The sequence below is a fragment of the Amycolatopsis saalfeldensis genome (genome assembly GCF_900110575.1).
Classification (GTDB): Bacteria; Actinomycetota; Actinomycetes; order Mycobacteriales; family Pseudonocardiaceae; genus Amycolatopsis; species Amycolatopsis saalfeldensis.
This window is the reverse complement of sequence record NZ_FOEF01000025.1, coordinates 21,213-47,166: the sequence shown is the minus strand read 5'-3', so window position 1 is coordinate 47,166 and position 25,954 is coordinate 21,213. Positions and strand designations below refer to the sequence as shown.

General features: G+C 72.2%; 20 protein-coding genes. 4 read left to right on the top strand and 16 right to left on the bottom strand.

Annotated elements, in window-relative coordinates; all coding sequences use genetic code 11:
* Nucleotides 1–11: 11 nt before the first annotated feature.
* Nucleotides 12–1,766 carry an FAD-dependent oxidoreductase gene (locus BMY97_RS38805; RefSeq protein ID WP_091627705.1) on the top strand — a complete coding sequence of 585 codons (1,755 nt, stop codon included), beginning with the start codon at nucleotides 12–14 and terminating at the stop codon, nucleotides 1,764–1,766.
* Between the two features lie 30 nt (nucleotides 1,767–1,796).
* On the opposite strand, the gene BMY97_RS38800 is transcribed toward BMY97_RS38805, so the two are convergent.
* From BMY97_RS38800 to cmk, 7 genes are all read right to left on the bottom strand, one after another.
* Nucleotides 1,797–3,341: a hypothetical protein gene (locus tag BMY97_RS38800; protein ID WP_091627703.1), complete on the bottom strand. Its 1,545-nt coding sequence runs from the start codon at nucleotides 3,339–3,341 to the stop codon at nucleotides 1,797–1,799.
* Nucleotides 3,342–3,393: 52 nt separating this feature from the next.
* A complete protein-coding gene (locus BMY97_RS47905; protein ID WP_245787725.1) occupies nucleotides 3,394–4,194 on the bottom strand; it encodes a peptidylprolyl isomerase in 801 nt (266 codons plus the stop codon).
* A 790-nt stretch (nucleotides 4,195–4,984) separates the two neighbouring features.
* Nucleotides 4,985–6,388: a M1 family metallopeptidase gene (locus BMY97_RS38790; RefSeq protein WP_091627697.1), complete on the bottom strand. Its 1,404-nt coding sequence runs from the start codon at nucleotides 6,386–6,388 to the stop codon at nucleotides 4,985–4,987.
* Nucleotides 6,389–6,470: 82 nt separating this feature from the next.
* Nucleotides 6,471–10,364 (bottom strand): Pls/PosA family non-ribosomal peptide synthetase, encoded by a 3,894-nt coding sequence (locus BMY97_RS38785; protein ID WP_091627694.1) that lies wholly within the window; start codon nucleotides 10,362–10,364, stop codon nucleotides 6,471–6,473.
* Between the two features lie 273 nt (nucleotides 10,365–10,637).
* The gene (gene der, locus BMY97_RS38780; RefSeq protein WP_091627843.1) at nucleotides 10,638–12,125 is read right to left on the bottom strand and encodes a ribosome biogenesis GTPase Der; all 1,488 of its coding nucleotides are present in this window, start codon (nucleotides 12,123–12,125) and stop codon (nucleotides 10,638–10,640) included.
* A 15-nt stretch (nucleotides 12,126–12,140) separates the two neighbouring features.
* Complete coding sequence (locus BMY97_RS38775) at nucleotides 12,141–12,800, bottom strand: lysophospholipid acyltransferase family protein (RefSeq protein ID WP_177231746.1); 660 nt, start codon at nucleotides 12,798–12,800, stop codon at nucleotides 12,141–12,143.
* A complete protein-coding gene (cmk, locus tag BMY97_RS38770; protein ID WP_091627690.1) occupies nucleotides 12,797–13,510 on the bottom strand; it encodes a (d)CMP kinase in 714 nt (237 codons plus the stop codon). The genes BMY97_RS38775 and cmk overlap by 4 nt, the downstream gene beginning before the upstream one ends.
* A gap of 187 nt (nucleotides 13,511–13,697) precedes the next feature.
* Between cmk and BMY97_RS38765 the strand changes: the two genes are divergently transcribed.
* From BMY97_RS38765 to BMY97_RS38755, 3 genes are read left to right on the top strand one after another with little or no spacing between them, the layout of a single operon-like run.
* Nucleotides 13,698–14,066 carry a DUF4267 domain-containing protein gene (locus BMY97_RS38765; protein ID WP_091627687.1) on the top strand — a complete coding sequence of 123 codons (369 nt, stop codon included), beginning with the start codon at nucleotides 13,698–13,700 and terminating at the stop codon, nucleotides 14,064–14,066.
* Between the two features lie 47 nt (nucleotides 14,067–14,113).
* The gene (locus BMY97_RS38760) at nucleotides 14,114–14,596 is read left to right on the top strand and encodes a cation:proton antiporter regulatory subunit (RefSeq protein ID WP_177231745.1); all 483 of its coding nucleotides are present in this window, start codon (nucleotides 14,114–14,116) and stop codon (nucleotides 14,594–14,596) included.
* On the top strand, nucleotides 14,596–15,792 hold the full coding sequence (locus tag BMY97_RS38755; protein WP_091627681.1) for a cation:proton antiporter: 1,197 nt from the start codon (nucleotides 14,596–14,598) through the stop codon (nucleotides 15,790–15,792). The genes BMY97_RS38760 and BMY97_RS38755 overlap by 1 nt, the downstream gene beginning before the upstream one ends.
* Before the next feature lie 53 nt (nucleotides 15,793–15,845).
* Here BMY97_RS38755 and BMY97_RS38750 read toward each other — a convergent pair whose 3' ends face one another.
* From BMY97_RS38750 to BMY97_RS38710, 9 genes are all read right to left on the bottom strand, one after another.
* Nucleotides 15,846–17,741, bottom strand: coding sequence for a Xaa-Pro dipeptidyl-peptidase (locus BMY97_RS38750; RefSeq protein ID WP_091627840.1), 1,896 nt, complete (start codon nucleotides 17,739–17,741; stop codon nucleotides 15,846–15,848).
* Nucleotides 17,742–17,880: 139 nt separating this feature from the next.
* A complete protein-coding gene (locus tag BMY97_RS38745) occupies nucleotides 17,881–18,633 on the bottom strand; it encodes a pseudouridine synthase (RefSeq protein WP_091627679.1) in 753 nt (250 codons plus the stop codon).
* Nucleotides 18,623–19,492: an SMC-Scp complex subunit ScpB gene (gene scpB, locus BMY97_RS38740; protein ID WP_425425398.1), complete on the bottom strand. Its 870-nt coding sequence runs from the start codon at nucleotides 19,490–19,492 to the stop codon at nucleotides 18,623–18,625. Before scpB ends, BMY97_RS38745 begins: the two co-directional genes overlap by 11 nt.
* A gap of 539 nt (nucleotides 19,493–20,031) precedes the next feature.
* On the bottom strand, nucleotides 20,032–20,955 hold the full coding sequence (locus tag BMY97_RS38735) for a segregation and condensation protein A (RefSeq protein WP_091627676.1): 924 nt from the start codon (nucleotides 20,953–20,955) through the stop codon (nucleotides 20,032–20,034).
* A complete protein-coding gene (locus BMY97_RS38730; protein ID WP_091627672.1) occupies nucleotides 20,955–21,359 on the bottom strand; it encodes a cobyrinic acid a,c-diamide synthase in 405 nt (134 codons plus the stop codon). The genes BMY97_RS38735 and BMY97_RS38730 overlap by 1 nt, the downstream gene beginning before the upstream one ends.
* A complete protein-coding gene (locus BMY97_RS38725) occupies nucleotides 21,356–22,363 on the bottom strand; it encodes a ParA family protein (protein WP_091627670.1) in 1,008 nt (335 codons plus the stop codon). Before BMY97_RS38725 ends, BMY97_RS38730 begins: the two co-directional genes overlap by 4 nt.
* A gap of 216 nt (nucleotides 22,364–22,579) precedes the next feature.
* Complete coding sequence (gene xerD, locus BMY97_RS38720; RefSeq protein WP_091627837.1) at nucleotides 22,580–23,482, bottom strand: site-specific tyrosine recombinase XerD; 903 nt, start codon at nucleotides 23,480–23,482, stop codon at nucleotides 22,580–22,582.
* A gap of 101 nt (nucleotides 23,483–23,583) precedes the next feature.
* Nucleotides 23,584–24,216: an NUDIX domain-containing protein gene (locus tag BMY97_RS38715; protein WP_091627667.1), complete on the bottom strand. Its 633-nt coding sequence runs from the start codon at nucleotides 24,214–24,216 to the stop codon at nucleotides 23,584–23,586.
* Complete coding sequence (locus BMY97_RS38710) at nucleotides 24,213–25,913, bottom strand: CTP synthase (RefSeq protein ID WP_091627664.1); 1,701 nt, start codon at nucleotides 25,911–25,913, stop codon at nucleotides 24,213–24,215. Before BMY97_RS38710 ends, BMY97_RS38715 begins: the two co-directional genes overlap by 4 nt.
* Nucleotides 25,914–25,954 lie beyond the last annotated feature (41 nt).

The following is a 25,954-nucleotide window of genomic DNA, read 5'->3' as shown; positions in this document are numbered from 1 at the left end:
AAGGACCCGCCATGACGCGCTTCGACACCGACGTCCTCGTGATCGGCAGTGGCCCCGCCGGCGGTACCGCGGCGCTGGCGCTCGCCACCTACGGCGTGCGCACCGTGCTCGCGACCAAGTACGGCTGGACGGCCAACACGCCCCGGGCGCACATCACCAACCAGCGCGCGATGGAGGTGCTGCGCGACCTCGGCGTCGAGGAGCAGGCGCTGGCGCAGGGCACCCCGCCGGAGCTGATGGGCGACACCGTGCTGTGCACCTCGCTGGCCGGCGCCGAGATCGGCCGGATCGCCAGCTGGGGCACCGGCGACCGGTCGGCCGCGGAGTACACGGCCGCCAGCCCGTGCCACATGATCGACCTGCCGCAGACCTATCTGGAGCCGATCCTCGCCGCCAACGCCGCCGCGCGCGGTGCGAAGCTGAGGCTGGACACGGAATTCCTGGACTTCACCCAGGACTCCGATGGCGTCACCGCCCGGCTGCGCGACCGCGTGCGCGGCGACGAGTTCACGCTGCGGGCCCGCTACCTGATCGGCGCGGACGGCGCGCGCAGCCGCGTCGCCGAGCAGGCCGGCCTGCCGATCGCGGGACAGACCGGCAAGGCCGGGAGCATGAACATCACGTTCACCGCCGATCTTTCCCGCTACGTCGCGCACCGGCCGAGCGTGCTGTACTGGGTGATGCGGCCCGGGGCGCACCTCGGCGGGATCGGCATGGGCCTGGTCCGGATGGTGCGGCCGTGGCGTGAATGGCTGCTCACCTGGGGCTACGACATCGAGCAGCCGCCGCCGGAGGTCGACGTCGCCGAGGCCACGCGGCTGGTGCGCGACCTGGTCGGCGACGAGGGCCTGGCCGTCGAGATCACCTCGACTTCACTGTGGACGGTCAACCACAACTACGCCACCGAGTACTCCCGCGGCCGCGTGTTCTGTGCCGGCGACGCGGTGCACCGGCACCCGCCGTCCAACGGGCTCGGCTCCAACACCTCCGTGCAGGACGCGTACAACCTGGCGTGGAAGCTCGCCATGGTCGTGCGCGGCGAGGCCGGCGAAGGCCTGCTGGCCAGTTACACGGCCGAGCGTGCGCCCGTCGGACGGCAGGTGGTCGACCGCGCGAACCTGAGCCGCGAGCAGTTCGGCCCGATCTTCGAAACGCTGGGCATCACCGGCGAAACCGACGCGGACGGCATCACCGCGGGCCTGGCCGCCTGCGTCGCACCCGACGCCGAGGGCGCCCGGCGGAGGCGGTTGCTGGAGCAGGCGATCGAGCTCAAGCACTACGAGTTCAACGCGCACGGCGTGGAGCTGGACCAGCGTTACGCCTCGGGCGCGGTCCTCCCGGACGGCGCGGAGCCGGACAGCCAACGGGACGCCGAGCTGTTCCACCGGCCCACCACCTTGCCGGGCGCGAAGCTGCCGCACGTCTGGCTGGTCGGCGCCGACGGCCGTCGGGTGTCCACTTTGGACCTCGTCGGCGGCGGCCGGTGGACTGTCCTCACCGGACTGTCCGGCACGGCATGGCCCGAAGCGGCGGCGAAGGCGGCGGCCGAGCTGGGCCTGGACCTGCGCGTGGTCACCATCGGCGCCCCCGCCGCCCGCGACTCCTACGGCGACTGGACCCGCGTGAGCGCCCTCGACGAGGCCGGCGCCCTCCTCGTCCGCCCGGACGGCTACATCGCCTGGCGGCACCCGGCCGCGGACAGCCAGACCGCCGTCACGGCGCTGCTGACCGCCCTGCGTTCGGTGCTGGACCGCCCGGGCACCTGAGCCCGGGCGGTTCGATCGCAACCGCTTGCGCTACAAGGATTCCAGGTCGACGGCCTCGCGGGAGAGGCTGAACCCGTCCGGCGGAACGCCCTTCGGCCGCGTCAGCCAGCTGCCTCGGGCGTGCGGACGGCCGTTCGGCCGGTCGAGGATCAGCGCGACGTAACAGCCGTAGTCGATGGCGAAGCCGTCGTAGAGGGTGCCTGGCCGGCCCGGGTCGGTGAGGCCACGACGCAGGACGTGCAGCAGGCGCGCGTCGTAGAGGTCCGCGATGATCGTGTGGCGGGCGCTGGGGCGCCGGTCGAGCAGGAACGTCCTCGAGCGGCGCCGTCCGACGACCTCGTCGACGAGCCGGCTCAGCAGACTGGCCGCGTCGTCGTCCCCGCTGATCGCGCCCTGCTTGTCGCGCAGGTACCAGTCGCGGGCGGCGAGACGGACGTCCCGCAGGCTGATCGGCTCGTCGTGGGCATACTGCGCGGACAGCGCGGCGATGTTGATCGCGTCCCGTGGCACGCCCTCGGCCGCTCGGACCAGCTCGGTGAAAGCGTTGTCGTGAAAGGCTTCTTCGACGAAGGCGGCCGCGTCCGGCGGCGGCGCGGCGATCATCGTGGCGAGCCGGACGGAAGCGTGGTTGTGGAACATCTGCGCGAAGAACTCCTGGGCTCGGCTGCTGGAGTCGTCGAGGATCATGATGTCGTCGAGGCTCACCGCGGATGCCGCGTCGGCACCGACCTCGATGCCCAGGTGGTCCCCATCGGGGAGCCGCTCCCGGAAGCGTGACCGCCGCTCGATGGCGGCGATCTTCACCGTGACCCCGGGCGTGGGCAGGAAAGTGCGCCGCAGCAGGTCCGCCAGCAACGGCTGCAGCTCCAGCGGCACCGAACTCCATTCGTCCAGCAGCACCCAGATCCGGCGGCCGCCCAGCGCCCGCGTCACGGCCCGCAGCGCCCGGCCGAGCGGGCCGAACACCACCCGGTGGTGCTCGGTCCCGGTCCGCCGCAGCCGGCTCTCGCCGCTCACGGAACGGTGGTGTGCCAGCGAAACCCGGGCCGCCGGCGGCAATCCCAGCTCCAGCCCGTGGCCGGCCTCCTCCGTCGCGCCCGCGCGGGTTTCCCGCTCCACCTCGCCGACCACCTCGACGTCCGTCGCCGCCTCGGCGAGCGCGTCGAGCGCGGGCAGCAGTGTGCCCGGGTCGCCGAGTTCCCGCTCGACCGCGATCGACAGCAGCTCCTCGTGCACGGCCTCGAGCGTGTCCACGAGCAGCTGCGTGCCGCGAACGGTCGCGGGGACACCGCCGTCGGAGTACAGCCCGCCGGCGCTGCCGAGTGTCCGCAGGTCGAGGTAGACCGCGACCTCACCCGTGTGGTCCACCAGTTCGCTGAGGTAGAGCAGCGCGTGGGTTTTCCCCGCGCCGCGCCGGCCGTAGAGGATCTGGTGGTCGGTGGAGTGCAGCATCGCCGAGAACGAGCCCGATGCGACGAATGTCCGGCCCAGGGTCGCCCGGTCGGTCGACTCCGCCCGCCGCGAGATGCGCATCAGCGCCTGGTTCAGATGCCGCTGCCGCCCGACAGTGCCCATCAGTCGAGCCTGCCGCTCTCCGATGCGGCGGGCAGCCGCCGTCCGGGTCGGTTCAGCCGACCGCGACCGAGCTGAACGTGACCGGGATCCGCGGCGGCCCGGTGCCGTCGCCCGCGTTGCCGGCGCTCGCGATGCCACCGCGGGCGACCTTGTCCAGCACGGCCAGTCCGGCGTCGGAGATGCTGCCGAAGACGGTGTAGGTCGGCGGGATCGGGGTGGTGCCGAACATCATGAAGAACTGGCTGCCGCCCGAGCCCGGCTGGCCGGTGTTGGCGAGCGCGATCAGGCCGCGGCCGTAGGCCAGGCCCGGGAAGAACTCGTCGGGCACGGTGTAGCCGGGGCCGCCCGTGCCGTCGCCCGCCGGGTCGCCGCACTGCAGCATCTGCAGGTCCGTGACGCCGAGCCGGTGGCATTTGGTGCCGGTGTAGAAGCCCTGCTGCGCCAGGCTCACGAAGCTCGCCACCGTGCACGGGGCCAGCGCGCGGTCGAGTGAGAGGACGATGTCACCGGCCGTGGTGCGAAGGGTGACGCCGACAGTGCCGCTGGCCGGCTGCGGACCGTCGGTGGGCCGGGTCGCCTGCTTGGCGGCGGGCCCGTTCGGGTCGGCCGGGAAACTGCAGGTGGAGGGGTCCGGCAACGGCGTCGCCCGATGCGGCTCGGGCGTGCGCGTGGTCGGAATGGTGACGTTGCCGCTCGGCGGCGGCGCACTCTCCGACGGCGGCTCCGACGGCGACGTCACGGGCGCCCCGCCGTCCACCGCCGTCCCGCTCCCATCCCGCGACGGCAGCAGGAACCCGGGCGTGACGAACCCGGTCACCACGAACGCGGCCAGCAGCACCACCACCGCGGCCACCACCCCGACGATCAGCCCAGTCCGCTTCCCCGGCGGCGACTGCGGCGGCCCCCAACCCGGCACACCCCCCTGCTGCGGCCACCCTCCCGGCCCCGGCTGTTGCGGCCACCCCTGAGCACCACCCGGCCCCGGCTGCTGCTGCCACCCCGGCGCACCCGACGGCTGCCCACCCGGCGCACTCCCGGGCGACGCCTGCTGCCAACCAGCCCCCGACGACGCCTGCGGACCAGGCCCACTCCCGGGCGATGCCTGCTGCCAACCCGCCCCAGCCCCCGGTGACGGCTGCCCACCCGGCCCGCTCCCCGGCGGCGCCTGCTGCCAACCCGCCCCAGCTTCCGGCGACTGCTGCCCACCCGGCGCACTCCCGGGCGGCGCCTGCTGCCAGCCCGTACCGACTCCCGGCGACGGCGGCTGCGAACCCGCACTCCCCGGCGACGCCTGCCCACCCGGCGCACCCGGCGACTGCGGCGAACCCGGCGCGCCCCCAGGTGACGGTTGCTGCCACCCCGGCCCGATCCCCGGCTGCGGCGAACCCGGCGCGCTCCCGGACGACGGCTGCTGCCAGCCCTGCCCAACCCCCGGCTGCGGCTGCGCGTCCGTCGAAGGCTGATCCCCCGGCGACACCGACGACACCGGCGACTCCGGCGCCACCCCGCCGGAAACCCCGCCCGCTGCCGGTTCCCGCGGCGGTTGTGCGCCTGGCTGGTCACCCGGTTGCTCCGGCCACGTCATCGGGCACTCCCCTCACGTCGGTGCGGTCATTCTGCACCGAAGTGAGCCCGGCCGTGGCTCAGGGCAGCGGCGGGAGCGCGGGAGTGTCGAGCCAGGTGGTGAAAAACGCGGCCAGCGAACGCCCCGCGTACGATTCCGCCAGGGTGACAAAGGCTTCCGTGGTCACCGTGCCGTGCCGGTTTTCCGCCACCCACGCCTTCACCAGCGCGAAGAACGCCGGGTCGCCGGTTTCGGCGCGCAGGGCGTGCAGGGTGAGGCCGCCGCGTTTGTACACGCGTTCGTCGAACATGCGGGACACGCCGGGGTCGCTGATGCGCACGTCGGCCGGCTTGGTCTTCAGGCGGGTGTGCCAGGCGCGGGCCAGCGAGCGCGCCGGCTCGCCGCCGGACTCCTCCGACCACAGCCATTCGGCGTACGTCGCGAAGCCCTCGTTGAGCCAGATGTGACGCCAGTCCGCCACGGTCAGGCTGTTGCCGAACCACTGGTGGGCCAGCTCGTGCACGACGAGCCGCTCGTGGGTGCGCCGTCCGTCGACGTGGTTGGCGCCGAAGATCGCCATGCCCTGGGCCTCGATCGGGTCGTCCAGGTCGTCGTCGGTGACGACCACGACGTACTCGCCGAACGGGTAAGGCCCGAAGATCCGTTGCAGCGCCTCCATCATCCGGTCCTGGCGGCCGAAGTCGCGCGCGAACTGCCGGCGCAGCCGCGGCGGCACGGCGGCGCGCTGCGGCACGACCGGCACCGGCGTCTTGTTCCGGCCGAAGCCGACGAAGGCCCGCACCTGCGAGTGCGTGAACCAGCCGGCGTCCGGGCCCGCGACCAGCTCGACGTCGTCGTACCGGCCGATCTGGACGCTCATCAGGTACGCGGCCGTCGGCTCCTTGCGCTCGTACACCCACTTCGTGGTGCTCGCCGCGTTATAACGCGACACGAGGTCGCCGGTCACCGCGACCAGGTACGGCGAAGACGTGGTCACCGCGACCCGGTAGGCGGCCTTGTCCGAGGGCTGGTCGTTGCACGGGAACCAGGACGGCGCGCCCACGGGCTGGCTGGCCACCAGCGCGCCGTCGGTCAGCTCGTCCCAGCCGATGTCACCCCACCGGCTCGACACCGGGGTCGGGTTGCCGACGTAGCGCACCTCGACCCGGAACTCCGCGTCCACCGGCACCGACTTGGCCGGCCGGACCTGCAGTTTCAGCCCGCGCCGCGCGAACTTGGCCGGTTTGCCGTCCACCAGCACCCGCGAGACGCGGAACTCGCCGAGGTCCAGCGAGAGCCGGGAAAGCGCCTGCGTGGCAACGCAGGTGAGCACCGCGGTGCCGGTCAGCCGGTTGGGCCCGATGCGGTAGTCGAGGTCCAGGTCGTAGTGCCGGACCCGGTAGCCGCCGTTGCCGTGGGCCGGGATGTAGGAGTCGCTGGAAATCTCCGCGCCGGGAGCGGGGGTGGCTGGCTTCGAACTCACCCGCGCAGAACCCCGCTTTCCCGTACGTGATCGTCTCGCCCCAGCATCGCGCGGATCCGGCCCGCCCGCAACGGTCGTCGGCTCACCGGCGCCAGGCCGCGATCGGGTTGCCGAGCCAGCGGCCGTCGGCGGGCACCTCGTCGCCGCGGGTCACCAGCGAGCCCGGGCCGACGGTGGTGCGCGCGCCGATGCTCGCGCCCGGCAGCACGATCCCGTGCGGGCCGAGGGTGGCGCCCTCGTCCAGCGTCACCGGCGACATGCTCATGATCCGGTCGTGGAACAGGTGCGTCTGCACGACGCAGCCGCGGTTGATCGTCGCGCCGTCGCCGAGGCGGACCAGGTCCGACTCCGGCAGCCAGTACGTCTCCAGCCACACCCCGCGGCCGATCTTCACGCCCATCGTGCGCAGCCACGCGGGCAGCAGCGGCGTGCCGCCGACGGACCCGATCAGCCACGGCACCGCGAGCGCCTCGACGAAGGTGTCGGCCAGCTCGTTGCGCCAGACGAAGGAACTCCACAGCGGGTGCTCGATCGCCCGGAACTTCCCGACCAGCAGCCACTTCATGACCGTCGCGGTGAGCGCGGCGACGATCCCGGCCACCAGCAGCACCGGGCCCGCGAGCAGCGCGGCCACGGCGAAGCCGAACAACGACGCCAGCGTCAGCAGCCCGGCGGCGACGCCCACGGTCAGCGCGACCGCGCACATCACCGGCACGATCCGGCACAGCTCCACGAACGCGCGCGCCGCCTTGAGGTGCAGCGCCGGCGTGTACGTGCGGCTGGTGTCGGCGTCACCGACCGCCCGGCGGACGGGCAGCGGCGGCATGCCGAGGTACGACGAGCCCTTCTTCGCCTTCAGCGGCGTGGAGGACAGCACGCCCACCAGGCCGCGCTTGGGCACCGAACGGCCCGGCGCGGTCATCCCGGAGTTGCCCAGGAAGGCCTGCTTGCCGATCCGCGCCGGGGCCACGTGCAGCCAGCCGTGGCCCAGCTCGTAGGTCGCGACCATGGTGTCGTCGGCCAGGAACGCGCCGCTGTCCACCTTGGTCATCTTCGGCAGCGCGAGCACGGTGGACGCCTCGACGTTGCGGCCCACCTTCGCGCCGAGCAGGCGCAGCCACACCGGCGTGAACAGGCTGGCGTACAAGGGGAACAGCCCCTCGCGGGCCATGCCCATCAGCCGCTCGGTGGCCCAGACCTGCCAGGCGACGCGGCCGTGCACGGGGTGGTAGCCCTCGACCATGCCGACGCTCAGCACGCGCACACCGACCAGCACGAGCAGCGCGTACGCGAGGAAGTACGCGACCGTGGCGACCGGGACGAACACCAGCGCCTGCGTCAGCGCGGCGCCCGGGGCCATGGTGCCCGCGATGGCGTAACCGAGCACCGCGACGCCGGCCAGTCCGGCGATTCCCGGCAGCAGGCCGAGCACCACCGAGGTCGCGCCGTACACGGCCGACCAGAAGCGGGAGCGCGGCGGGCGGCTCGACGGCCACTTCAGCGCGTCTTTGGCGGTGCGCGCCGCGGGCGAGCCCGCCCAGTGCTGACCGCCGGGCACGGCGCCGCGGACGGTCGAGCCGGCCGCGATCTCCGCGCCCTTGCCGACGCGGGCGCCCGGGAACAGCGTGCTGCGCGCGCCGATCCGCGCCTCCGCGCCGATCCGGATCTTGCCGATGTGCACCAGGTCGCCGTCGACCCAGTGGCCGGTCAGGTCGACCTCGGGCTCGACGGCGGCACCGCGGCCCAGCTTGAGGAAGCCGGTGACCGGCGGCGGCGAGTGCAGGTCGACGTCACGTGAGATGCGCGCGCCGAGCGCCTTGGCGTACGTGGTCATCCACGACGCGCCGGCGACGCTGTCCGCGCCGCTGAACTCGGCGAGCTTCTCGGCCGTCCACAGTCGCAAGTGGACACTGCCGCCCCGCGGGTAGGTGCCGGGGCGGACGCCCGACAGCAGCACCCGGGCCCCGCCGGCGGCGATCGCGATGCGCCCGGCCGGGCTGAACAGCACCAGCCAGGCGAGCACCAGCCAGGCCCAGTTCAACGTCGGCGCCCAGCCGAAGCCGAGCAGCGCCAGCACGTTCGACGCCGCGGCGGCCAGGCTCGCCCAGCGCAGCCCGGCCAGCCCCATCAGCGGGACCATCAGCAGCGTCTGGATCACCCCGGCCCGGCGCGGGGTCGGCGCGATCTCGCGCCGCTCGGTCTCCTGGCCGCTGAGCGCGTCCAGGTGCGTGGCCAGCGCGCCGAGCTTCGGGTACTGGTAGATGTCGTTGACCGACACCTCGGGGTGCCGGGTGCGGATGCGCGCGATGAGCTGCGCCGCAGTGAGACTGCCGCCGCCGTGGGTGAAGAAGTCGGCCTTCGGGGTGCGCACCGAGACGCCGAGGATTTCGGCCCAGCCTTCGGCCAGCCACGCCTCGGTGGCGGACAGCCCGGCCGCGCCGGCGTCCACAGTGGACAGCGGCCACGGCAGCGCGGCGCGGTCCACCTTGCCCGAGGTCCGGGTCGGCAGGTCTTCGACGACAGCCAGCAACGGCACCAGCGCGGCGGGCAGCTGCCCGCGCAGCTGCGTCGCGGCGTCGTCGAGGTCCAGCTCGGTGCCCGCGGCCGGCACGACGTAGCCGACCAGCACCTGGTTGCCCGCCTTGGTCCGGCGGACCGCGGCGGCCGCGCCCTGGACGCCGGGCAGCGACTGGAGCGCGGAGTCGACCTCGCCCAGCTCGATCCGGCGGCCGCCGAGCTTGACCTGCTCGTCGAGCCGGCCGAGGAACAGCAGGCCCTCGGACTCGGCGCGGACCATGTCACCACTGCGGTAGGCGCGCTCCCAGCCGAGCGACGGCAGCGGCGCGAACTTCTCCGCGTCCTTCTCGACGTCGAGGTAGCGGGCCAGGCCGACGCCGCCGATGACCAGCTCGCCCGTCTCGCCCATGGCGACCGGCTCGCCCTCGTCGTTGACGACCGCGAGCTGCCAGCCGGCCAGCGGCAGGCCGATGCGCACGGGTCCCTCACCGGTCATCTGCGCGGCGCAGGCGACGACGGTGGCCTCGGTGGGGCCGTAGGTGTTCCACACCTCGCGGCCCTCGACGGCCACGCGCTCGGCCAGCTCCGGCGGGCAGGCCTCGCCCCCGAAGATGAGCAGGCGGACGTCCTCCAGCGCGTCGGCGGGCCACAGCGCGGCCAGCGTCGGCACCGTGGACACCACGGTGATGCCCTGCGCGACCAGCCACGGGCCGAGGTCGACGCCGGTGCGCACGAGCGCGCGCGGGGCGGGCACCAGGCAGGCGCCGTGCCGCCAGGCGAGCCACATCTCTTCGCAGGAGGCGTCGAACGCGACGCTCAGGCCCGCGAGCACGCGGTCGCCGGGGCCGATCGGCTCGTCGGCGAGGAACAGCCGGGCCTCGGCGTCGACGAACGCGGCGGCCGAGGCGTGCGTGACCGCGACGCCCTTGGGCTTGCCGGTGGAGCCGGAGGTGAAGATGATCCAGGCGTCGTCGGCCGGGCCGGCACCCCGGCCGTCGCGGCCGCCCGGGGTGCCGGAGACGGTGATGATGCCGTCGGTCGCGACGGCGGCGACGCCCGCCTCGCCGAAGACCAGCTCGGCGCGTTCCTCGGGGTCGTCCGCGTCGACCGGCACGTAGGCGGCGCCGACGGACAAGGTGGCGAGGATCGCGATGTACAGCTCGGCGGTGCCCGACGAGAGGCGGATGCCGACCCGGTCGCCGAGGCCGACGCCGTGCCCGCGCAGGCGGCCGGCGTAGACCTCGACCTCTTCGAGCAGCCTGCGGTAGCTCAGCGTGGTGGTGCCGTCGTCGACGGCGGGGGCGTTGGGGTGCTCGGCGGCCGTGGCGGCCAGTACGTCGAGCAGGGTGCGCTCGGCGGCGCCGGGCCCGGAGCGGAACAGGGCGGGCGGGGTGACGAACGCGAGGGGAAGTTCCGCGACGGCGGCCAAGGCGCTGTCGTGGTCGGCCGTGAGGGTCACAGCGAGACCCCGGCCGGTCGAACGGGAACCCGTTTCGAACGGGAGACGTGCAGGATCGAATCGTGGGCGCGCAAGCCCATCACTCACCTTCCGCGAGCTTCATTCGGGCTGGCTCTCCGAATGAGGCGCCCGGGTACAGCCGTCCACCTTACGACAACATGAAGCCCAGGTAGCGCAAGGGTCACGGTTGAGTGTCGGACATCACCGGCGCCTGACCTGGGGAAGAAGGCCCGCCGGGGTGGTGGAAACCCCCGGCGGACCCGGTGAAAAACCTCAGCGGTTCTTGCTCGCCTTGCCGCCGGCCTTCGGGCGCGCCTTCTTCTCGCGGACGCGCACGTTCACCCGGACGGGGCTGCCCTCGAAGCCGAACCGCTCCCGGAACTTGCGCTCGATGAACCGGCGGTACCCGGCCTCGAGGAAGCCCGTGGTGAACAGCACCAGCGTCGGCGGCCGGATGCCGGCCTGCGTCGCGAACAGCACCTTCGGCTGCTTGCCGCTGCGCACCGGCGGCGGGGTGGCGGCGATGAGGTCGGCCAGCCAGCCGTTCAGCTGGCCGGTCGGCACCCGCTGGTCCCACGACTTGAGCGAGGTCCGCAGCGCCGGCGCGAGCTTGCGCACCGAGCGCCCGGTGAGCGCGGAGATGTTGACCTTCTCCGCCCACGGCACCCGCACCAGGCCGCGGTCGAGCTCGCGCACCATGGCGTGGCGGCGGTCCTCGTCCACCAGGTCCCACTTGTTGAACGCCAGCACACACGCGCGGCCCGCCTCGACCACCATGGTGAGCACGCGCAAGTCCTGTTCGGACAGTGGCTCGGCGGCGTCGAGCAGGACGATCGCGACCTCGGCCGCGTCGATCGCGGTCTTGGTGCGCAGGGAGGCGTAGTACTCGGCGCCGTTGGCGGAGTTGACCCGCTTGCGCAGCCCGGCGGTGTCGACGAACCGCCAGGTGTCGCCGTCCAGCTCGACCAGCGAGTCGACCGGGTCGACGGTGGTGCCGGCGACCGAGTCGACCACCGAGCGCTGCTCGCCCGAGAGCTTGTTGAGCAGGCTGGACTTGCCGACGTTCGGCTTGCCCACCAGCGCCACGCGCCGGGGCCCGGCGGTGGCCCGCTCGCCCTCGCGCGGGGCCGAGGGCAGCGCCTTCACGATCGCGTCGAGCAGGTCGCCGGAGCTGCGCCCGTGCAGCGCGCTGACCGGGTGCGGCTCGCCGAGGCCCAGCGACCAGAGCGAAGCGGTGTCGGCCAGCAGCCGGTCGTCGTCGACCTTGTTCGCGGCCAGCAGCACCGGCTTCTTCGAGCGCCGCAGCACCTTCGAGACGGCCTCGTCGGTGGCCGTGGCCCCCACCGAGGCGTCGATCACGAGCAGCACCGCGTCGGCGGCCGCCATCGCCAGCTCGGCCTGCGCGGCCACCGCGGCCTGCAGCCCGGTGGCGTCGGGCTCCCAGCCGCCGGTGTCCAGCAGCGTGAAGCGCCGTCCGCCCCAGTACGCGTCGTAGGCGACGCGGTCGCGCGTCACGCCCGGCACGTCCTGCACCACGGCCTCACGGCGGCCGAGGATCCGGTTGACCAAAGTGGACTTGCCCACGTTGGGGCGGCCAACCACGGCCAGCACCGGCTGGGCGAGGTTCGCCTCGTCGGCCGCCTCGCCCGCCTCGATCTGCGCGTCGAGCGCGGCGAACTCGGTCTCGTCGGACCAGGTGCCGTCGATCTCGCCGACGCCGTCGAGTTCCGCTTCCGCCGCGGCGGGTTCAAAGCCTGTCATCATTTCCCACTTCACCTACGGCGAGCCGATTCGGTTCTCGGCCCGCCAATCGTCCAAAGTCAACACGAGCGCCGCGAGCTCTCCGCGGAGCTCTTCGGTGCCCTGGTCGAGTCCCGTGCGGCCGGGCCCCACCTTCGGCGTGAACGGCTCCCCCACGAGGATGTCCACGCGCGGGCGCCAGCGCCGTTTGCCGTCCGCGGGCTTGAGCGTCCCGCGGGTGGCGACCGGCAGCACGGCCGCCCCTCCCGAGCGCACGAGCCACGCGGCGCCGCGCTCGGCCGCCGCCACGTCACCGGATCCGCGGGTGCCCTCGGGGAAGATCCCGACGACGCCGCCCGCCTTCAGCACGCCGACCGCGGTCATCAGCGGCTTGCGGTCGATCTCGCCGCGCTTGACCGGGATCTGGCCGATCGCCCGCAGGAACCGCCCGGCGGCGCCCTTGAACATCTCGTCCTTGACCAGGAACGCCGAACGCCGCGGCAGCATTCCGAAGATCAGCTGCGGCTCGATCATGGAGCTGTGGTTGGCGACCACCACCACCGGCCCGGTGGCGGGCATCCGCTCCCGGCCGTGCACGCGGATCCGGAACGCCGAACGCAGATGATACCGGGCGAAGACGCGGCCCGCGTCGTGCAGGAGGCCGATCGCGCCCTCGGGGAGAGCGCTTCCGGTCACCGCGTGACCTCGGCGGCCTCGGCCGCACAGCCCTCGAGCAGGCCGCGGCGGCAGGCGAGCTCGGACAGCGCCACGATCACCTGGTCGATGGTGAGCTCCGAGGTGTCGACCGGCACCGCGTCCTCGGCCGCGCGCAGCGGCGACGTCGCGCGCGTCGAGTCGAGGTGATCGCGGCGCTGCACGGACTCGCGCGCGGCCTCCACTGAGGACTGCCGCCCGGCGGCGCTGTCCTGGCCGCTGCGGCGCGCGGCGCGGACGTCGGCGGAGGCGGTGAGGTAGACCTTCAGCGGCGACTCGGGCGCGACGACCGTGCCGATGTCCCGGCCCTCCACCACGATGCCGCCGGTCTCGGCCAGCACGTCGGCGATGATGCGGCGCTGGCGCGACACGAGCAGCTCCCGCACCTGCGGCACCGCCGAGACGGCCGAAACCGCCTGCGTGACCTCGGGCCCGCGGATGTCGGCGGCGACGTCCTCGCCGGCCAGCCGCAGCTCCGGGTGGTCGGGGGTGGTGCCGATGGTGAAGTCGGCTTCGTGCGCGCGATGGCCGACGGCGTCGGAGTCGGCCGGGTCGTCGCCGGCGCGCAGCACCGCGAGCGTCACGATGCGGTACATCGCGCCGGTGTCGAGGTAACCCGCGCCGAGCCGGGCGGCGAGCTTGCGCGCGACCGTGGTCTTGCCGGTTCCCGACGGGCCGTCCAGCGCCACCACACCACGTAGGGCTCCCGTCACCGATGCTCTCCTCGCGTCGTCCTGCTCACCGTCTTGCCGCCTTCATTCTGCCCGCCGCCCGTCCCGGCCGGTCAGGCGGCTCACCTACGAATGCTAGACAATCTAGCGTCGCTAAGTTAGCGTCGGCACTGTTACTAGCAACGCTAGATCTTCGGGAGGGACCACCATGCTCGTCACCGCCTACGTCCTCGCCGGCCTCGTCGGGCTCGGGATCATCTACGTCGGCCTCAGCTACCTGTTCGCGCCGGAGAAGACCGCGAAGGGCTTCGGCCTGGCCACGATCCCCACCGGCACCACGGCGTTCTTCCAGATCAAGGGCGTCCGCGACATCGGGACCGGCCTCGTGGCCGGCGCGGCCATGCTGGCGGGCGGCCCGCACGTGGTCGGCTGGGTCCTGCTCGCCGAGGCGTTCATCCCCGTCGGCGACATGCTGATCATCTTGCGCCACAAGGGAAACCGCGCCATGGCGTTCGGCGTGCACGGCCTCACGGCCGCGGTGATGGTGGTGGCCACCCTGCTGCTCGTACTCGGCTGAGCCGTACGAAACGGACAGCGAAACGGACACTGGGTTACCGTGGGAGGGTGAACGTCGAAGTCACCCCCCTGCCCGGAATCGGTGTCCGCAAGGACTTCGCCACCCGCAACGGCCGCCGCATCGGTGTCGTGACCCAGCGGGACGGCCAGATCGAGCTGATCGTCTCGAAGTCCGAGGATCCCGACGCCTGCCTCGCCTCACTGCCGCTGACCGCCGACGAAGCGGGCGCGCTGGCCAACCTCCTGGGCGCGCCGCAGCTGGTCGCCCAGCTCAACGAGGAGCATCGGGAGCTGCCGGGGATCAACACCAAGCAGCTGCCGATCACCTCGTCCAGCCCGTTCGACGGCCGGACGCTCGGTGACACGGCGATGCGCACGCGCACCAGCGTGTCGGTGGTCGCGGTGATGCGGGCGGGCCAGGTGCACCCCTCGCCGACCCCGGACTTCACCTTCACCGCGGGCGACCTGCTGGTCGCGGTCGGGACTTCCGAGGGACTGGAAGCCGCCGCCAAGATCCTCAAGCACGGCTGATGGATCACACCGCACTGTCCCTGATCGAACTGGGAGCGGTCTTCTTCGGCCTCGGCGCGCTCGGCAGGCTCGCCGGCCGGATCGGCCTCTCCCCCATCCCGCTCTACCTGATCGGCGGCCTGTGCTTCGGCTCCGGCGGGCTGATCCCGCTCACCGACATCGGCGACTTCACCCACCTGGCCAGCGAGATCGGCGTGGTGCTGCTGCTCCTGCTACTGGGGCTGGAGTACTCGGCGGCCGAGCTGTTCACCGGGCTGCGCAGCTCCTGGATGGCGGGCCTGCTCGACATCGTGCTGAACGCGGCGCCCGGTGCCGCGGTCGCGCTGCTGCTGGGCTGGGGCCCGATCGGCGCGATCGTGATGGGCGGCGTCACCTACATCTCCTCGTCCGGGATCATCGCGAAGGTGCTCGGCGACCTCGGCCGGCTCGGCAACCGCGAGACGCCGGTGGTGCTGTCCATCCTCGTGTTCGAGGACCTGGTGATGGCGCTCTACCTGCCGATCCTCACCGCCATCCTGGGCGGGGTGAGCTTCTTCGGCGGGCTCGAGGCGGTCGGCATCTCGCTGCTGGTGATCACCGTGGTGCTGGTGATCGCGCTGAAGTTCGGCCGGTACGTCTCCGCGCTCGTGGACAGCGACGACCGCGAGGTGTTCCTGCTCAAGATCCTCGGCGCGGCGCTGCTCGTGGCCGGGCTCGCCTCGGCGATGCAGGTCTCGGCGGCCGTCGGCGCGTTCCTGCTCGGCATCGCGGTCTCCGGCTCGACGGCGCACAACGCGACCCGGCTGCTCGAGCCGCTGCGGGACCTGTTCGCCGCGGTGTTCTTCGTGGTGTTCGGCCTGAACACCAACCCGGCGTCGATCCCGCCGGTGCTCGGCTGGGCCGTGGTGCTCGCCGTGGTGACCACGCTGACGAAGGTCGCCACCGGCTGGTGGGCCGCGCGGAGACAGGGCATCGGGAAACTCGGCCGGTCCCGGGCCGGGGCCGCGCTGGTGGCCCGGGGCGAGTTCTCGATCGTCATCGCCGGGCTGGCCGTGACGGCCGGCGCGGTCGACGGCGAACTCGCCGCACTGGCCACGGCGTACGTGCTGCTGATGGCGATCCTCGGCCCGACCGCGGCCCGGATCGTCGAGCCGGTTGCCAAGGCGCTGCAACGGAAGCGCACGTCGGCCAAGACCGCCCCGGCGACCACCAACTGAAGGCCACCAGGAGGGCGTTTCGGGCCCTCGTGGTGGCCTTCAGGGATGCCGGCTCAGCGGAGGTCGAGCGGTGCCCGGCTCTCGATGTGGGCGAGCGGACCAGCGGGTGCCTTCGGCATTCGCGGGGAAGCGGGCGGCGTGCCCACCAGCGGCACCTGCACCGACGTCTTCGCGAGGTCGATCGTCAGCTTCGGCCCCTTCGCCGGGCCGGTGATGACGTCGGTGTCGGTGCCGCCGACGATCAGGGCCAGCGAGTGTCCCTGCGGCACCACGTGGTCGGTGCTCGCCAGCCGGAACGTCATCGTGTACGGCTGCCCCGGCGTCAGCGGCTGCTCCTGGCTCAGCGACTGGTAGTTCGCCAGGTCCGCCCAGCCGCGGCTGATCACGGTGTAGCCGACGTTCGTGGTGTCGGCGCTGGTCACCTCGTAACAGGCGTCGTCACCGGGCGCGTTCGAGCCCCAGCACGTCTCGTTCGTGCCGGTCTTGATGCCCTCGCCGGCGCCCGCGTAGTTGCGGATGGTGGCGGGGCCGTAGTCCACCAGCATCGCCGAAAGCCGCGCCGACGACGTGCTCGGCGTGGCCGTGACGGTGATCGACGAGGTGCCCGAAACCTGCAACGGCGACGAGAGCGTGCCGGTGCTGTAGAGCACGCGGTTCGCCGACGTGGTCGCCGGGTTCCCCGCCCACCCGTCTTCGGTCCCCTTGAGGTTGTCGGTGAACGAAGCGGTGCCCGAACTCGCGGACGTGCTCAGCGTGCCCACGCCTGCGGTGCTGCCCGCGCGCGGACGCAGCGTCGTCGCCGCGACCCCGGCCGCCGGGTACGAAGACTGGTCGGCCCACTGGTCCGGCTGCCGCTCGACGGTGGCCATCGGCTGCTTCTCGATGCCGTTGTCGATGCCCATCAGATAGTGGTCGAACCACTGGTGCAGCGTGTCCACCCACTCCGCGCGCCGGTAGTCGAAGGGGTCGACGTGCCCGGTCTGCGCGAGCCAGATCTTGCGTTGCACGCCGCTGGCCGCGAGCGCGTCCCACCACTGGCCGAAGTTGATGGTCTTGACGTTCAGGTCGTTCACCCCGTGCGAGACGAACACGCTGGCCTTCACGTTCTTCGCCTGCTTCACGTAATCGCGCTCGGCCCAGAGCGGGCCGTAGTCCCCGTTCGCGGTGGCGCCCTGCGCGAGCTTGCTGTTCTCCGCCGAGCAGTCCTGCCCGCCGTTGCGTGCTTCCACGGTCTGCGCGAGCCCGTCCGGGCCGAAGCCGAAGGACGCGCCGTCGGAACGGTAGTAGTCGTACCAGGAGCTGATCCCGGAGATCGGCACGATCGTCTTCAGCCCGTCGACACCCGTGGCGGCCACGCCGTTGGCGATCGTGCCGTCGTAGGACTTCCCGATCATGCCGACGCTGCCGTTGGCCCAGCCGGCGGTGACCTTGCTGCCGCCGGACTTCGCGCTGTAACCGGTGGCGCGCCCGTTGAGCCAGTCGATCACCGTCTTGGCGGACTGGACGTCGGAGGTGCCGCCGACGTCGACGCAGCCCGTGGATCGGTTGGTGCCCGCGAGGTCCACGAGCACGACCGCGTACCCGCGCGGCACGAAGTAATTGTCGTAGTAGAGCGGGAAGCCGACCGGGCGGCCCTGCGCGTCGTAGGTCTTGAACTCGCTCTCGTTGCCGCGCCCGACCGACGAGTAGTACGGGCTCGCGTCCATGATCACGGGGATCTTGGTGCCCTGCGCGGCAGGCTCCTTCGGGCGCACGATGTCGGCGGCGACGCGGTCCGGCTTGCCGTCGCCGTCCCCGTCGCGCCCGATGTCCACCCACACGGTCTCGCGAACGGCGCCGGCGAAGTCGTACACCGGGTCGGTGCCGGTGGCGGCCGACGCCGCCGGGACCGGGACCACGAGCGCCGCGGCGACGACCACCGCGGCGCAGAGCCCTCTGAGCACACGCATGAAATAGCCCTCCAAGCCGTCTCGGATCCGATCAAGCTAGGAGGGCGGCCGCACGGGCGTTAGAGCGGAAAGTGGGGTCCTTTCCGGCGAACCCCCGAACAGCTCGGGGTTTCACGGCACGGGGGTCGATTCGGGCGGGTCACAGCTCGACGGTGCGGTACAGCGAGCCGACCTCGCCCCGGGTCAGGCGGCGGATCGAGCCGGGGCGCTGGTTGCCGAGCTGGACGTCGCCGACCGCCGTGCGCACGAGCTTGCGCACCGGGTGCCCGGTGGACGCCATCAGCCGCCGCACGATGTGCTTGCGGCCCTCGTGGATCACCAGCTCCACCATGGTCTTGCCGGAGTGCATGTCCTTGACCCGGAACTGGTCGACCTTCACCAGGCCGTCCGGCAGCTCCCAGCCGTTACGGAGCTCCTTGCCCAGGCCGCGCGGCACGAGGCCGTCGACCTCGGCCAGGTAGGTCTTGAGCACGCGGTACGACGGGTGCATCAGCCGGTGGCCGAGGTCGCCGTCGTTGGTGAGCAGCAGCAGGCCCTCGGTGTTCTCGTCGAGCCGTCCCACGTGGACGACGCCGGGGGTCTCCTCCCAGCGGCCGCGCAGGTAGTCGCCGACGCACGGGCGCCCGCGGTCGTCCGACATCGTGGAGTGCACGCCCTTGGGCTTGTTGAAGGCGAGGTAGACGAGGTCCTCGCGGAGGTTCACGCGCGTGCCGTCGACGTGGATCACCGCCTCGACCGGGTCGACGCGGCGGCCCAGCTCGGTGACGACCTCGCCGTTCACCTCCACCCGCCCGGCCACGATCAGGTCCTCGGCCGCGCGCCGGGAGGCGACGCCGGCCTGGGAAAGGACCTTCTGCAGCCGGACGCCGTCGGCGTGTTCGTCAGATGTCATCGATGGTGTCCACTTCGGGTAGCAACGGAGCGATCGGGGGCAGGTCGTTCAGTGACGACAGCCCCAGTCGCTCCAGGAACAGCTCGGTCGTCACGTACAGCGTTCCGGTCGTCTCGGGATCGGTGCCCATCTCCTCGATGAGCCCGCGCGCGAGCAGCGTCCGGATCACGCCGTCCACGTTCACGCCCCGCACCGCGGCGACCCTGGCCCTGGTCACCGGCTGCCGGTACGCGATCACGGCGAGGCTCTCCAGCGCGGCCCTGGTCAGTTTCGACCGCTGGCCGTCCAGCAGGAGCTTCTCCACGAACGGGGCGTAGGTGTCCCTAGTGTAGAACCGCCACCCCTCACCGACTCGCCGCAGGTCGATCCCGCTGGCCCGCTCGGTGAACTTCTGCGCCATCGTCCGCAACGCAACGGTGACCCGCGCCACGGACACCCCGACGGTATCCCCGAGCGACTCCTCGTTGATCGGCGAATCGACCACCAGCAGCAACGCCTCGAGCGCCGCCTCGAGCGCCTCGTCGGAACTGACGTCGGGCAACTCGTTCTCATCCCCGGCAGCGACCAGGCCGGACTCGGGATCGTCGGGGGGGAGGTGGTTCTCGGCTGTGGGGTTGGTCGCCGGGTCTGCTGTCGGGTCGGTTGAAGTGCCAGCTGTGGACTCGGTCGCGGAGTCACTTGTGGACTCGGTTGCGGACTCGGCCGGGGCTTCTTCCTGGACTGCTTGGGGTTGGGCAGCCGCCTCGTCCGAAGACGCCACGTCACCAAGCGAAACCGCTTCGCCCACCGAGGCCCCTTCGCCCACCGAGGCCCCTTCGCCCACCGAAGCCGCTTCGTCTACCGTCGCCGCTTCGCCCACCGTCGCCGCTTCGTCCACGGTCGCCGCCTCGTCCACGGTCGCCGCCTCGTCCACCGAAGCTGCTTCGCCCACCGGCGCCGCTTCGTCCACCGAAGCTGCTTCGCCCGCCACCACTTCTTCGCTCGGCGCGGTCGCATCGCCCCCCGAAGCAGCATCGCCCACGGAAGACTCCTCACCCACCGAAGCTGCTTCGCCCAGCGCCGCTGCTTCACCCAGCGAAGACTCTTCGCCCGCCGAAACTGCTTCGCCCGCCGTCGCCGCTTCGCTCAGTGCTGCGGCGTCGCTGGCCAGCTCTGCTTTGTCCCCAGCAGCCTCTTCGCCCGGCGAAGTCGCTTCGCTCGCCACGGCCGCTTCGCGCGATGGCGCAGCCTCGCCAGCTGCGCCCACGTCACCAGCCGAAGCCGCGTCGCCGCTCTCCCCTGCCGACGCCGACGCCGACACCGACGCCGGCTCCGGGGCGGAAGCCGGCAAGCCCGCCGAGGCCAGGGCGTCGAGATCGGGGATCTCCGCGTCGGTGGCGGGTGTGGGGTTTTCGGTGCTCACCCGTACTCCTCTTCCTCCGCCAGGGTGCGGTCCTGGTCCGCGGCGGCCGAGGCCTCCGCCATGGTGCCGCCCGTCCAGCGGACGTGCAGTTCGGCCAGGGCCTCCAGCTGTTCGAACTGCACCGTGGACTCCCGGTACAGCTCCAGCAGCGCGAGGAACCTCGCCACGATCTCGACCGTGTGCTCGCAGTCCTCGACCAGTTCCTTGAACGTCGCCTGCCCGGCGGCGGCCAGCTTGACCCGCAGCAGCGCCGCGTGCTCGCGCACGGACACGCGGCCCATGTGCAGGTGGGCGAGCGACACCGTCGGCGGCGGCTTGGGCCGGAACACCGCCACGGCGATCTCCGCGAACTTCTCCGGCGTCACGCCCAGCATCACCTCGGGCAGCAGCCCGACGTACCGCTCCTCCAGCGCCACCGAGCGCGGATACCGCCGCAGCGCGCCCTGCTCGAGTTCGCCGAACAGCGCCGCCACCTGCTTGTACGCGCGGTACTGCAGCACGCGCGCGAACAGCAGGTCCCGTGCCTCCAGCAGCGCCAGGTCGTCCTCGCTCTCCACCTCCGCCGCCGGCAGCAGCCGCGCGGCCTTGAGGTCGAGCAGAGTGGCGGCGATGACCAGGAATTCCGTGGTCTCGTCGAGGTTCCAGTCCGCCCCGAGCGCGCGCGTGTAGGCGATGAAGTCGTCGGTGACGCGGTGCAGCGCGACCTCGGTGACGTCCAGCTGGTGCTGCGAGATCAGCTGCAGCAGCAGGTCGAACGGGCCCTCGAAGTTGGCCAGGTGGACCTTGAACTTCGACGTGCTCAGTTCCTCGGCGACGCCTTCGGGAATGGTCCCGCCGTGCACGGTCTCATGCTGGATCGGCGTGTCCGCCGCGTCCTCCGGGCCCGGCTCCGGCTGCTGGGCCGATGCCGGTTCGTCCATCAGCCCTCGGTTTCGCCTTCGTCGTCCTCGCCCGCGCGCAATCGGCGGACCAGCACCGACTCCTCGCCGTGCAGGTCGAAGTCCGCGAGCAGCACCGCGACGGCCTCACGCACCAGCCGGCCGCGGTCGACGATCAGGCTGTGCTTGGCCCGCAGGTTCAGCCGGGTCTGCTCCATCGCCAGCAGCTCGTCGCCCGACACGTACACGGTGATCTTCGCGTCGTGCTTCGTGCGGCCCGAGCCGCTGCGTGCCGCGGCTCGGGAAAGCTGCCCGGATTCCGGGTCCGGCTCGGGGAGCGGTTCCGACGGGGCGGGCACGGGCGGCCGGTCGAGCGCCGGCGTCGACGGGCTGGAGGTGAGGCGGAAGAGCTCCGACGCTCCGGGCAGGGAAGCGCGCCTGCTCACCGAGCGATCACCTCGCGGGCCAGCGCGCGATAAGCGGCCGCGCCGGCGGACTTGGGTGCCCAGGTCGTGATCGGCTCACCCGCGACCGTCGTCTCGGGGAACCGCACCGTGCGGTTGATCACCGTGTCGAACACGGTGTCGCCGAATGCCTCCACCACGCGAGCCATGACCTCCTTCGAATGCAGGGTTCTCGGGTCGTACATGGTGGCGAGAATCCCGACTATGTCCAGTTTGGGGTTGAGGCGTTCCTGCACCTTCTCGATCGTGTCGATCAGGAGCGCAACGCCTCGCAGACTGAAGAACTCGCATTCCAGCGGGATGACCACACCGTCCGCGGCGGTCAGTGCGTTCACCGTCAGCAGGCCGAGCGAGGGCTGGCAGTCGACAAGAACATAGTCGTAGTCGTTCATGACCGGACGAAGGACCCGTAACAACGTGTGCTCGCGCCCTACCTCTGCGACGAGCTGGACCTCCGCCGCGGACAGGTCGATGTTGCTCGGCAGCAGGTCAACGCCGTCGACGCGGGTTTTGCGGAGCACGTCCTCGACGTTGACCGAGCGCTCCATGATGACGTTGTAGACCGTCTGGTCGAGTTCGTGCGGCTGGATGCCGAGGCCGACCGACAGGGCGCCCTGCGGGTCGAAGTCCACGAGCAGCACCCGGCGGCCGCACTCGGCGAGCGCCGCGCCCAGGTTGATGGTCGACGTGGTCTTGCCGACGCCGCCCTTCTGGTTGCACATCGCGAGGACCTTGGCCGGCCCGTGCCGCTCCAGCGGCTGCGGCTCGGGGATCTCGCGCAGCGGCCGCCCGGTGGGCCCGATCCCGCTCTCCTCGCGCTCCCTGGCCCGCGCCCGCGCTCGCTCCGCGCGGCTCAGCGGCCGGGACGGCTCGTCGCCGTCGTGCTCGGCCGGAGTCGCGATGGTCGCCTGGCTGAGGCTCGCCGCGGCCGACCCGGCGGACGCGGCCGGCCTGGCCGGCTGGTTCGGCTGGTTCGGTGTCGACATGGCGGGAAAGCTCCTTGTCTCGGCAAAGTCCACGGCAGCCTATGCGCGGAGTCGGAGCCCCGGCAAAGCGCCGCGCCGGGACGGTCGCGCGAAGTCACCACAGCTAGCGACAGTGCTGGTAGATACCAAACCGACCGGAAGCAAGCAGTACGTCCGGTCGGCCGCCTCTCCGGGTCGGCTTACTTCCGGTCTTTTTGGTATGCCCTTCTGCGCCGTTCAGCCCAGTGCACGGGGGTGCGCGGTCGCGTAGACCTCGCGCAGTGTATTGACCGTGACGAGCGTGTACACCTGCGTTGTGGTCACCGAGGCGTGGCCCAGAAGTTCTTGGACGACACGGACATCCGCGCCGCCTTCGAGCAGATGCGTGGCGAAGGAGTGGCGCAGCGTGTGCGGCGAGACGCCCGCGGTGATGCCCGCGCGCTCGGCGGTGTCCTTGAGCACCTGCCACGCGCTCTGCCGGGAAAGCCGGCTGCCGCGGGCGTTGAGGAAGATCGCGGACGTGCCGCGCCCGTGCGCCGCGAGCACCGGCCGGGCGCGCACGAGGTAGGCGTGCAGGGCTTCGACGGCGGGACGGCCGATCGGCACCAGCCGCTGTTTGCCGCCCTTGCCGTCGAGCAGCACGGTGCGGTCGCCGTCGTCCACGTCGTCCACGTCGAGCCCGACGGCCTCGGAGATCCGGGCCCCGGTGGAGTAGAGCAGTTCCAGCAGCGCCCGGTCGCGCAGCGCGCGCTCGCCCTCGGGCGGCGGGGTTTCGAGCAGCTTCAGCACGTCGCTCACCGGCAGCGCCTTCGGCAGCCGCTTCGCCGGCGCGGGCGGGCGGACCTCGCGCGCCGGGTCGTGCTCGGTGATGCCGTCGGCGTGGGCGAATTTGTGCAGTCCGCGCACGGCGACCAAGGCCCGCGCGGACGAAGACGCGGCGAGCGGCCGATGCTCGGCGTCGCCCTCGCGCAAGGCCGCGCCGAACGCCGTGACGTGCGCGGAGGTGACGTCCGGGAACCGGGTGACGCCGGCCGCGGCGAGGTGCGCGTCGTACCGGCGCAGGTCGCGCGCGTAGCTGTCCAGGGTGTTGCGGGCGGTGCCGCGCTCGACGGCGAGGTGGTCCAGGTACGCGGCGATCACCTCGTCCACCCCGGTCCTGCCCGCGCCCGTCACCCGCGACACTCTAAACCGCTTCCCCGCCCGTGGCCGCCGACGCGCGGCAGGCCCGGGCGGGGAGGGTTTCAGCCCTCGGCGCGGCGGCGGGCGAACCGGGTCGGCCGGTCCCGCCACGGCGCGTCGGCCGGGCGGGTCCGGGCCGCCCCGGTGACCACGGCGTGCGCGGCGAGCACGCCGGAAACCGTCGCGCCGTTCACCAGCTCGCCGGACAGCGCCATCGCGACGGCGCCGGCCAGCGGGAACTTCGCCACGACGAGGTCGGCTTCCTCCTCGCCGAGCATCTCACGGTCCACATCGGACACGTCGCGGGCGAGGAACACCCGGACCACCTCGTCGGTGAACCCGGGCGACGCGGCGACGTCGACCAGCGTCGACCAGTCCCCGGCGGCCAGCCCGGCTTCCTCGACCAGCTCACGCTTGGCGGCCTCGACCGGCTCCTCGCCGGCGTGGTCGATCAGCCCGGCCGGCAGCTCCCACAGCCGGTGCCCGAGCGGGTGCCGGTACTGGTGGACCATCGTGACCGCGCCCTCGGCGTCGAGCGCGAGGATCGCGACGGCGCCGAGGTGCTCCACGACCTCCCGGGCCGCGGTCTCTCCGCCCGGCATCACCACATCGTCGACCCGCAGGCCGACGACCCGTCCGATGTGGACGACGCGGCTGCCCGCGACGGTGAACTCGTGGGTGCCCGGCTCGGTCACCGGGCCGCCACGGGGGCCTCGGCCAGCTCGACCGGCAGCCGCTCGGCGACCTTGCGGTCCACCACGGCCTTGACGAACGCGCTGAACAGCGGGTGCGGCCGGGTCGGGCGGCTCTTCAGCTCGGGGTGCGCCTGGGTGCCGACGAAAAACGGGTGCACGTCGGCGGGCAGCTCCACGAACTCCACCAGCCGGTCGTCCGGCGAGGTGCCGGAGAAGACCAGGCCCGCGTCGGAAAGCTGCTTGCGGTAGGCGTTGTTGACCTCGTAGCGGTGACGGTGGCGCTCGGAGACCTCGGTGCTGCCGTACGCCTTCGCGACCTGCGAGCCCGCCTTGAGCTTCGCCGGGTACGCGCCGAGCCGCATGGTGCCGCCCATGTCCCGCTCGCCCGCGACCACGTCGCGCTGGTCGGCCATCGTGGAGATGACCGGGTGCCGGGTGTTCTCGTCGAACTCCGCCGAGTTGGCGTCCTCGACGCCGGCCAGGTGCCGCGCCGCCTCGATCACCATGCACTGCAGGCCGAGGCACAGGCCCAGCAGCGGAACGCCGCGGGTGCGCGCGTACTCGATCGCGCCGACCTTGCCCTCGATGCCGCGGATGCCGAACCCGCCCGGGATCAGCACACCGTCCACATCGGACAGAACCGAGGCGGCGCCGGACGCGGTCTGCGCGTCGTCGGAGGCCACCCAGACGATCTCGACCTTGGCGCGGTGGGCGAACCCGCCCGCGCGCAGCGCCTCGGTGACCGACAGGTACGCGTCCGGCAGGTCGATGTACTTGCCGACCACGGCCACGCGCACCGTCTCGCTCGGGTTGTGCACCCGGTCGAGCAGGTCGCCCCACACCGTCCAGTCGACGTCGCGGAACGGCAGCCCGAGGCGGCGCACCACGTACGCGTCGAGCGCTTCGCTGTGCAGCACCTTCGGGATGTCGTAGATCGAGCGCGCGTCGGGGCAGGCGATCACGGCCTCCGACTCGACGTCGCACATCAGGCCGATCTTGCGCTTGAGGTCCTCGGGGATCTCCCGGTCGGCGCGGCAGACGAGCGCGTCGGGCTGGATGCCGATGTTGCGCAGCGCCGCCACCGAGTGCTGCGTCGGCTTGGTCTTGAGCTCGCCCGACGGCGCGAGGTAGGGCACCAGCGACACGTGCAGGAAGAAGCAGTGGTCGCGCCCGACGTCGTGGCGCACCTGGCGGATGGCCTCGAGGAACGGCAGCGACTCGATGTCGCCCACCGTGCCGCCGACCTCGGTGATCACCACGTCCGGGGCGCCGCCCGCCTCGTCCGGCACCGCGGCGGCGGTGATCCGCGCCTTGATCTCGTCGGTGATGTGCGGGATCACCTGCACGGTGTCGCCGAGGTACTCGCCGCGGCGCTCCTTGGCGATCACCTCGGAGTAGACCTGGCCGGTCGTGACGTTGGCCTTGCCGTCGAGGTCGCGGTCGAGGAAGCGCTCGTAGTGCCCGATGTCGAGGTCGGTCTCGGCCCCGTCGTCGGTGACGAACACCTCACCGTGCTGGAACGGGTTCATCGTCCCGGGGTCGACGTTGAGGTACGGATCAAGCTTCTGCATCGTGACCCGGAGCCCACGTGCGGTAAGGAGTTGTCCCAGGCTGGACGCCGTCAGACCCTTACCCAGAGAGGAGGCGACGCCTCCGGTGACAAAGACAAATTTGGTAGCCCGCGACTGAAGTCCCACGGGCCGCCAGCATATCCCACTCGCGGCGAACCGCTCACCGA

Coding starts and splice junctions, on each gene's coding strand:
- BMY97_RS38805 (WP_091627705.1), top strand. CDS start 12: ATGACGCGCTTCGACACCGACGTCCTCGTGATCGGCAGTGGCCCCGCC.
- BMY97_RS38800 (WP_091627703.1), bottom strand. CDS start 3,341: ATGGGCACTGTCGGGCGGCAGCGGCATCTGAACCAGGCGCTGATGCGC.
- der (WP_091627843.1), bottom strand. CDS start 12,125: ATGACAGGCTTTGAACCCGCCGCGGCGGAAGCGGAACTCGACGGCGTC.
- BMY97_RS38765 (WP_091627687.1), top strand. CDS start 13,698: ATGCTCGTCACCGCCTACGTCCTCGCCGGCCTCGTCGGGCTCGGGATC.
- BMY97_RS38755 (WP_091627681.1), top strand. CDS start 14,596: ATGGATCACACCGCACTGTCCCTGATCGAACTGGGAGCGGTCTTCTTC.
- BMY97_RS38750 (WP_091627840.1), bottom strand. CDS start 17,741: ATGCGTGTGCTCAGAGGGCTCTGCGCCGCGGTGGTCGTCGCCGCGGCG.
- BMY97_RS38745 (WP_091627679.1), bottom strand. CDS start 18,633: ATGACATCTGACGAACACGCCGACGGCGTCCGGCTGCAGAAGGTCCTT.
- BMY97_RS38735 (WP_091627676.1), bottom strand. CDS start 20,955: ATGGACGAACCGGCATCGGCCCAGCAGCCGGAGCCGGGCCCGGAGGAC.
- BMY97_RS38725 (WP_091627670.1), bottom strand. CDS start 22,363: ATGTCGACACCGAACCAGCCGAACCAGCCGGCCAGGCCGGCCGCGTCC.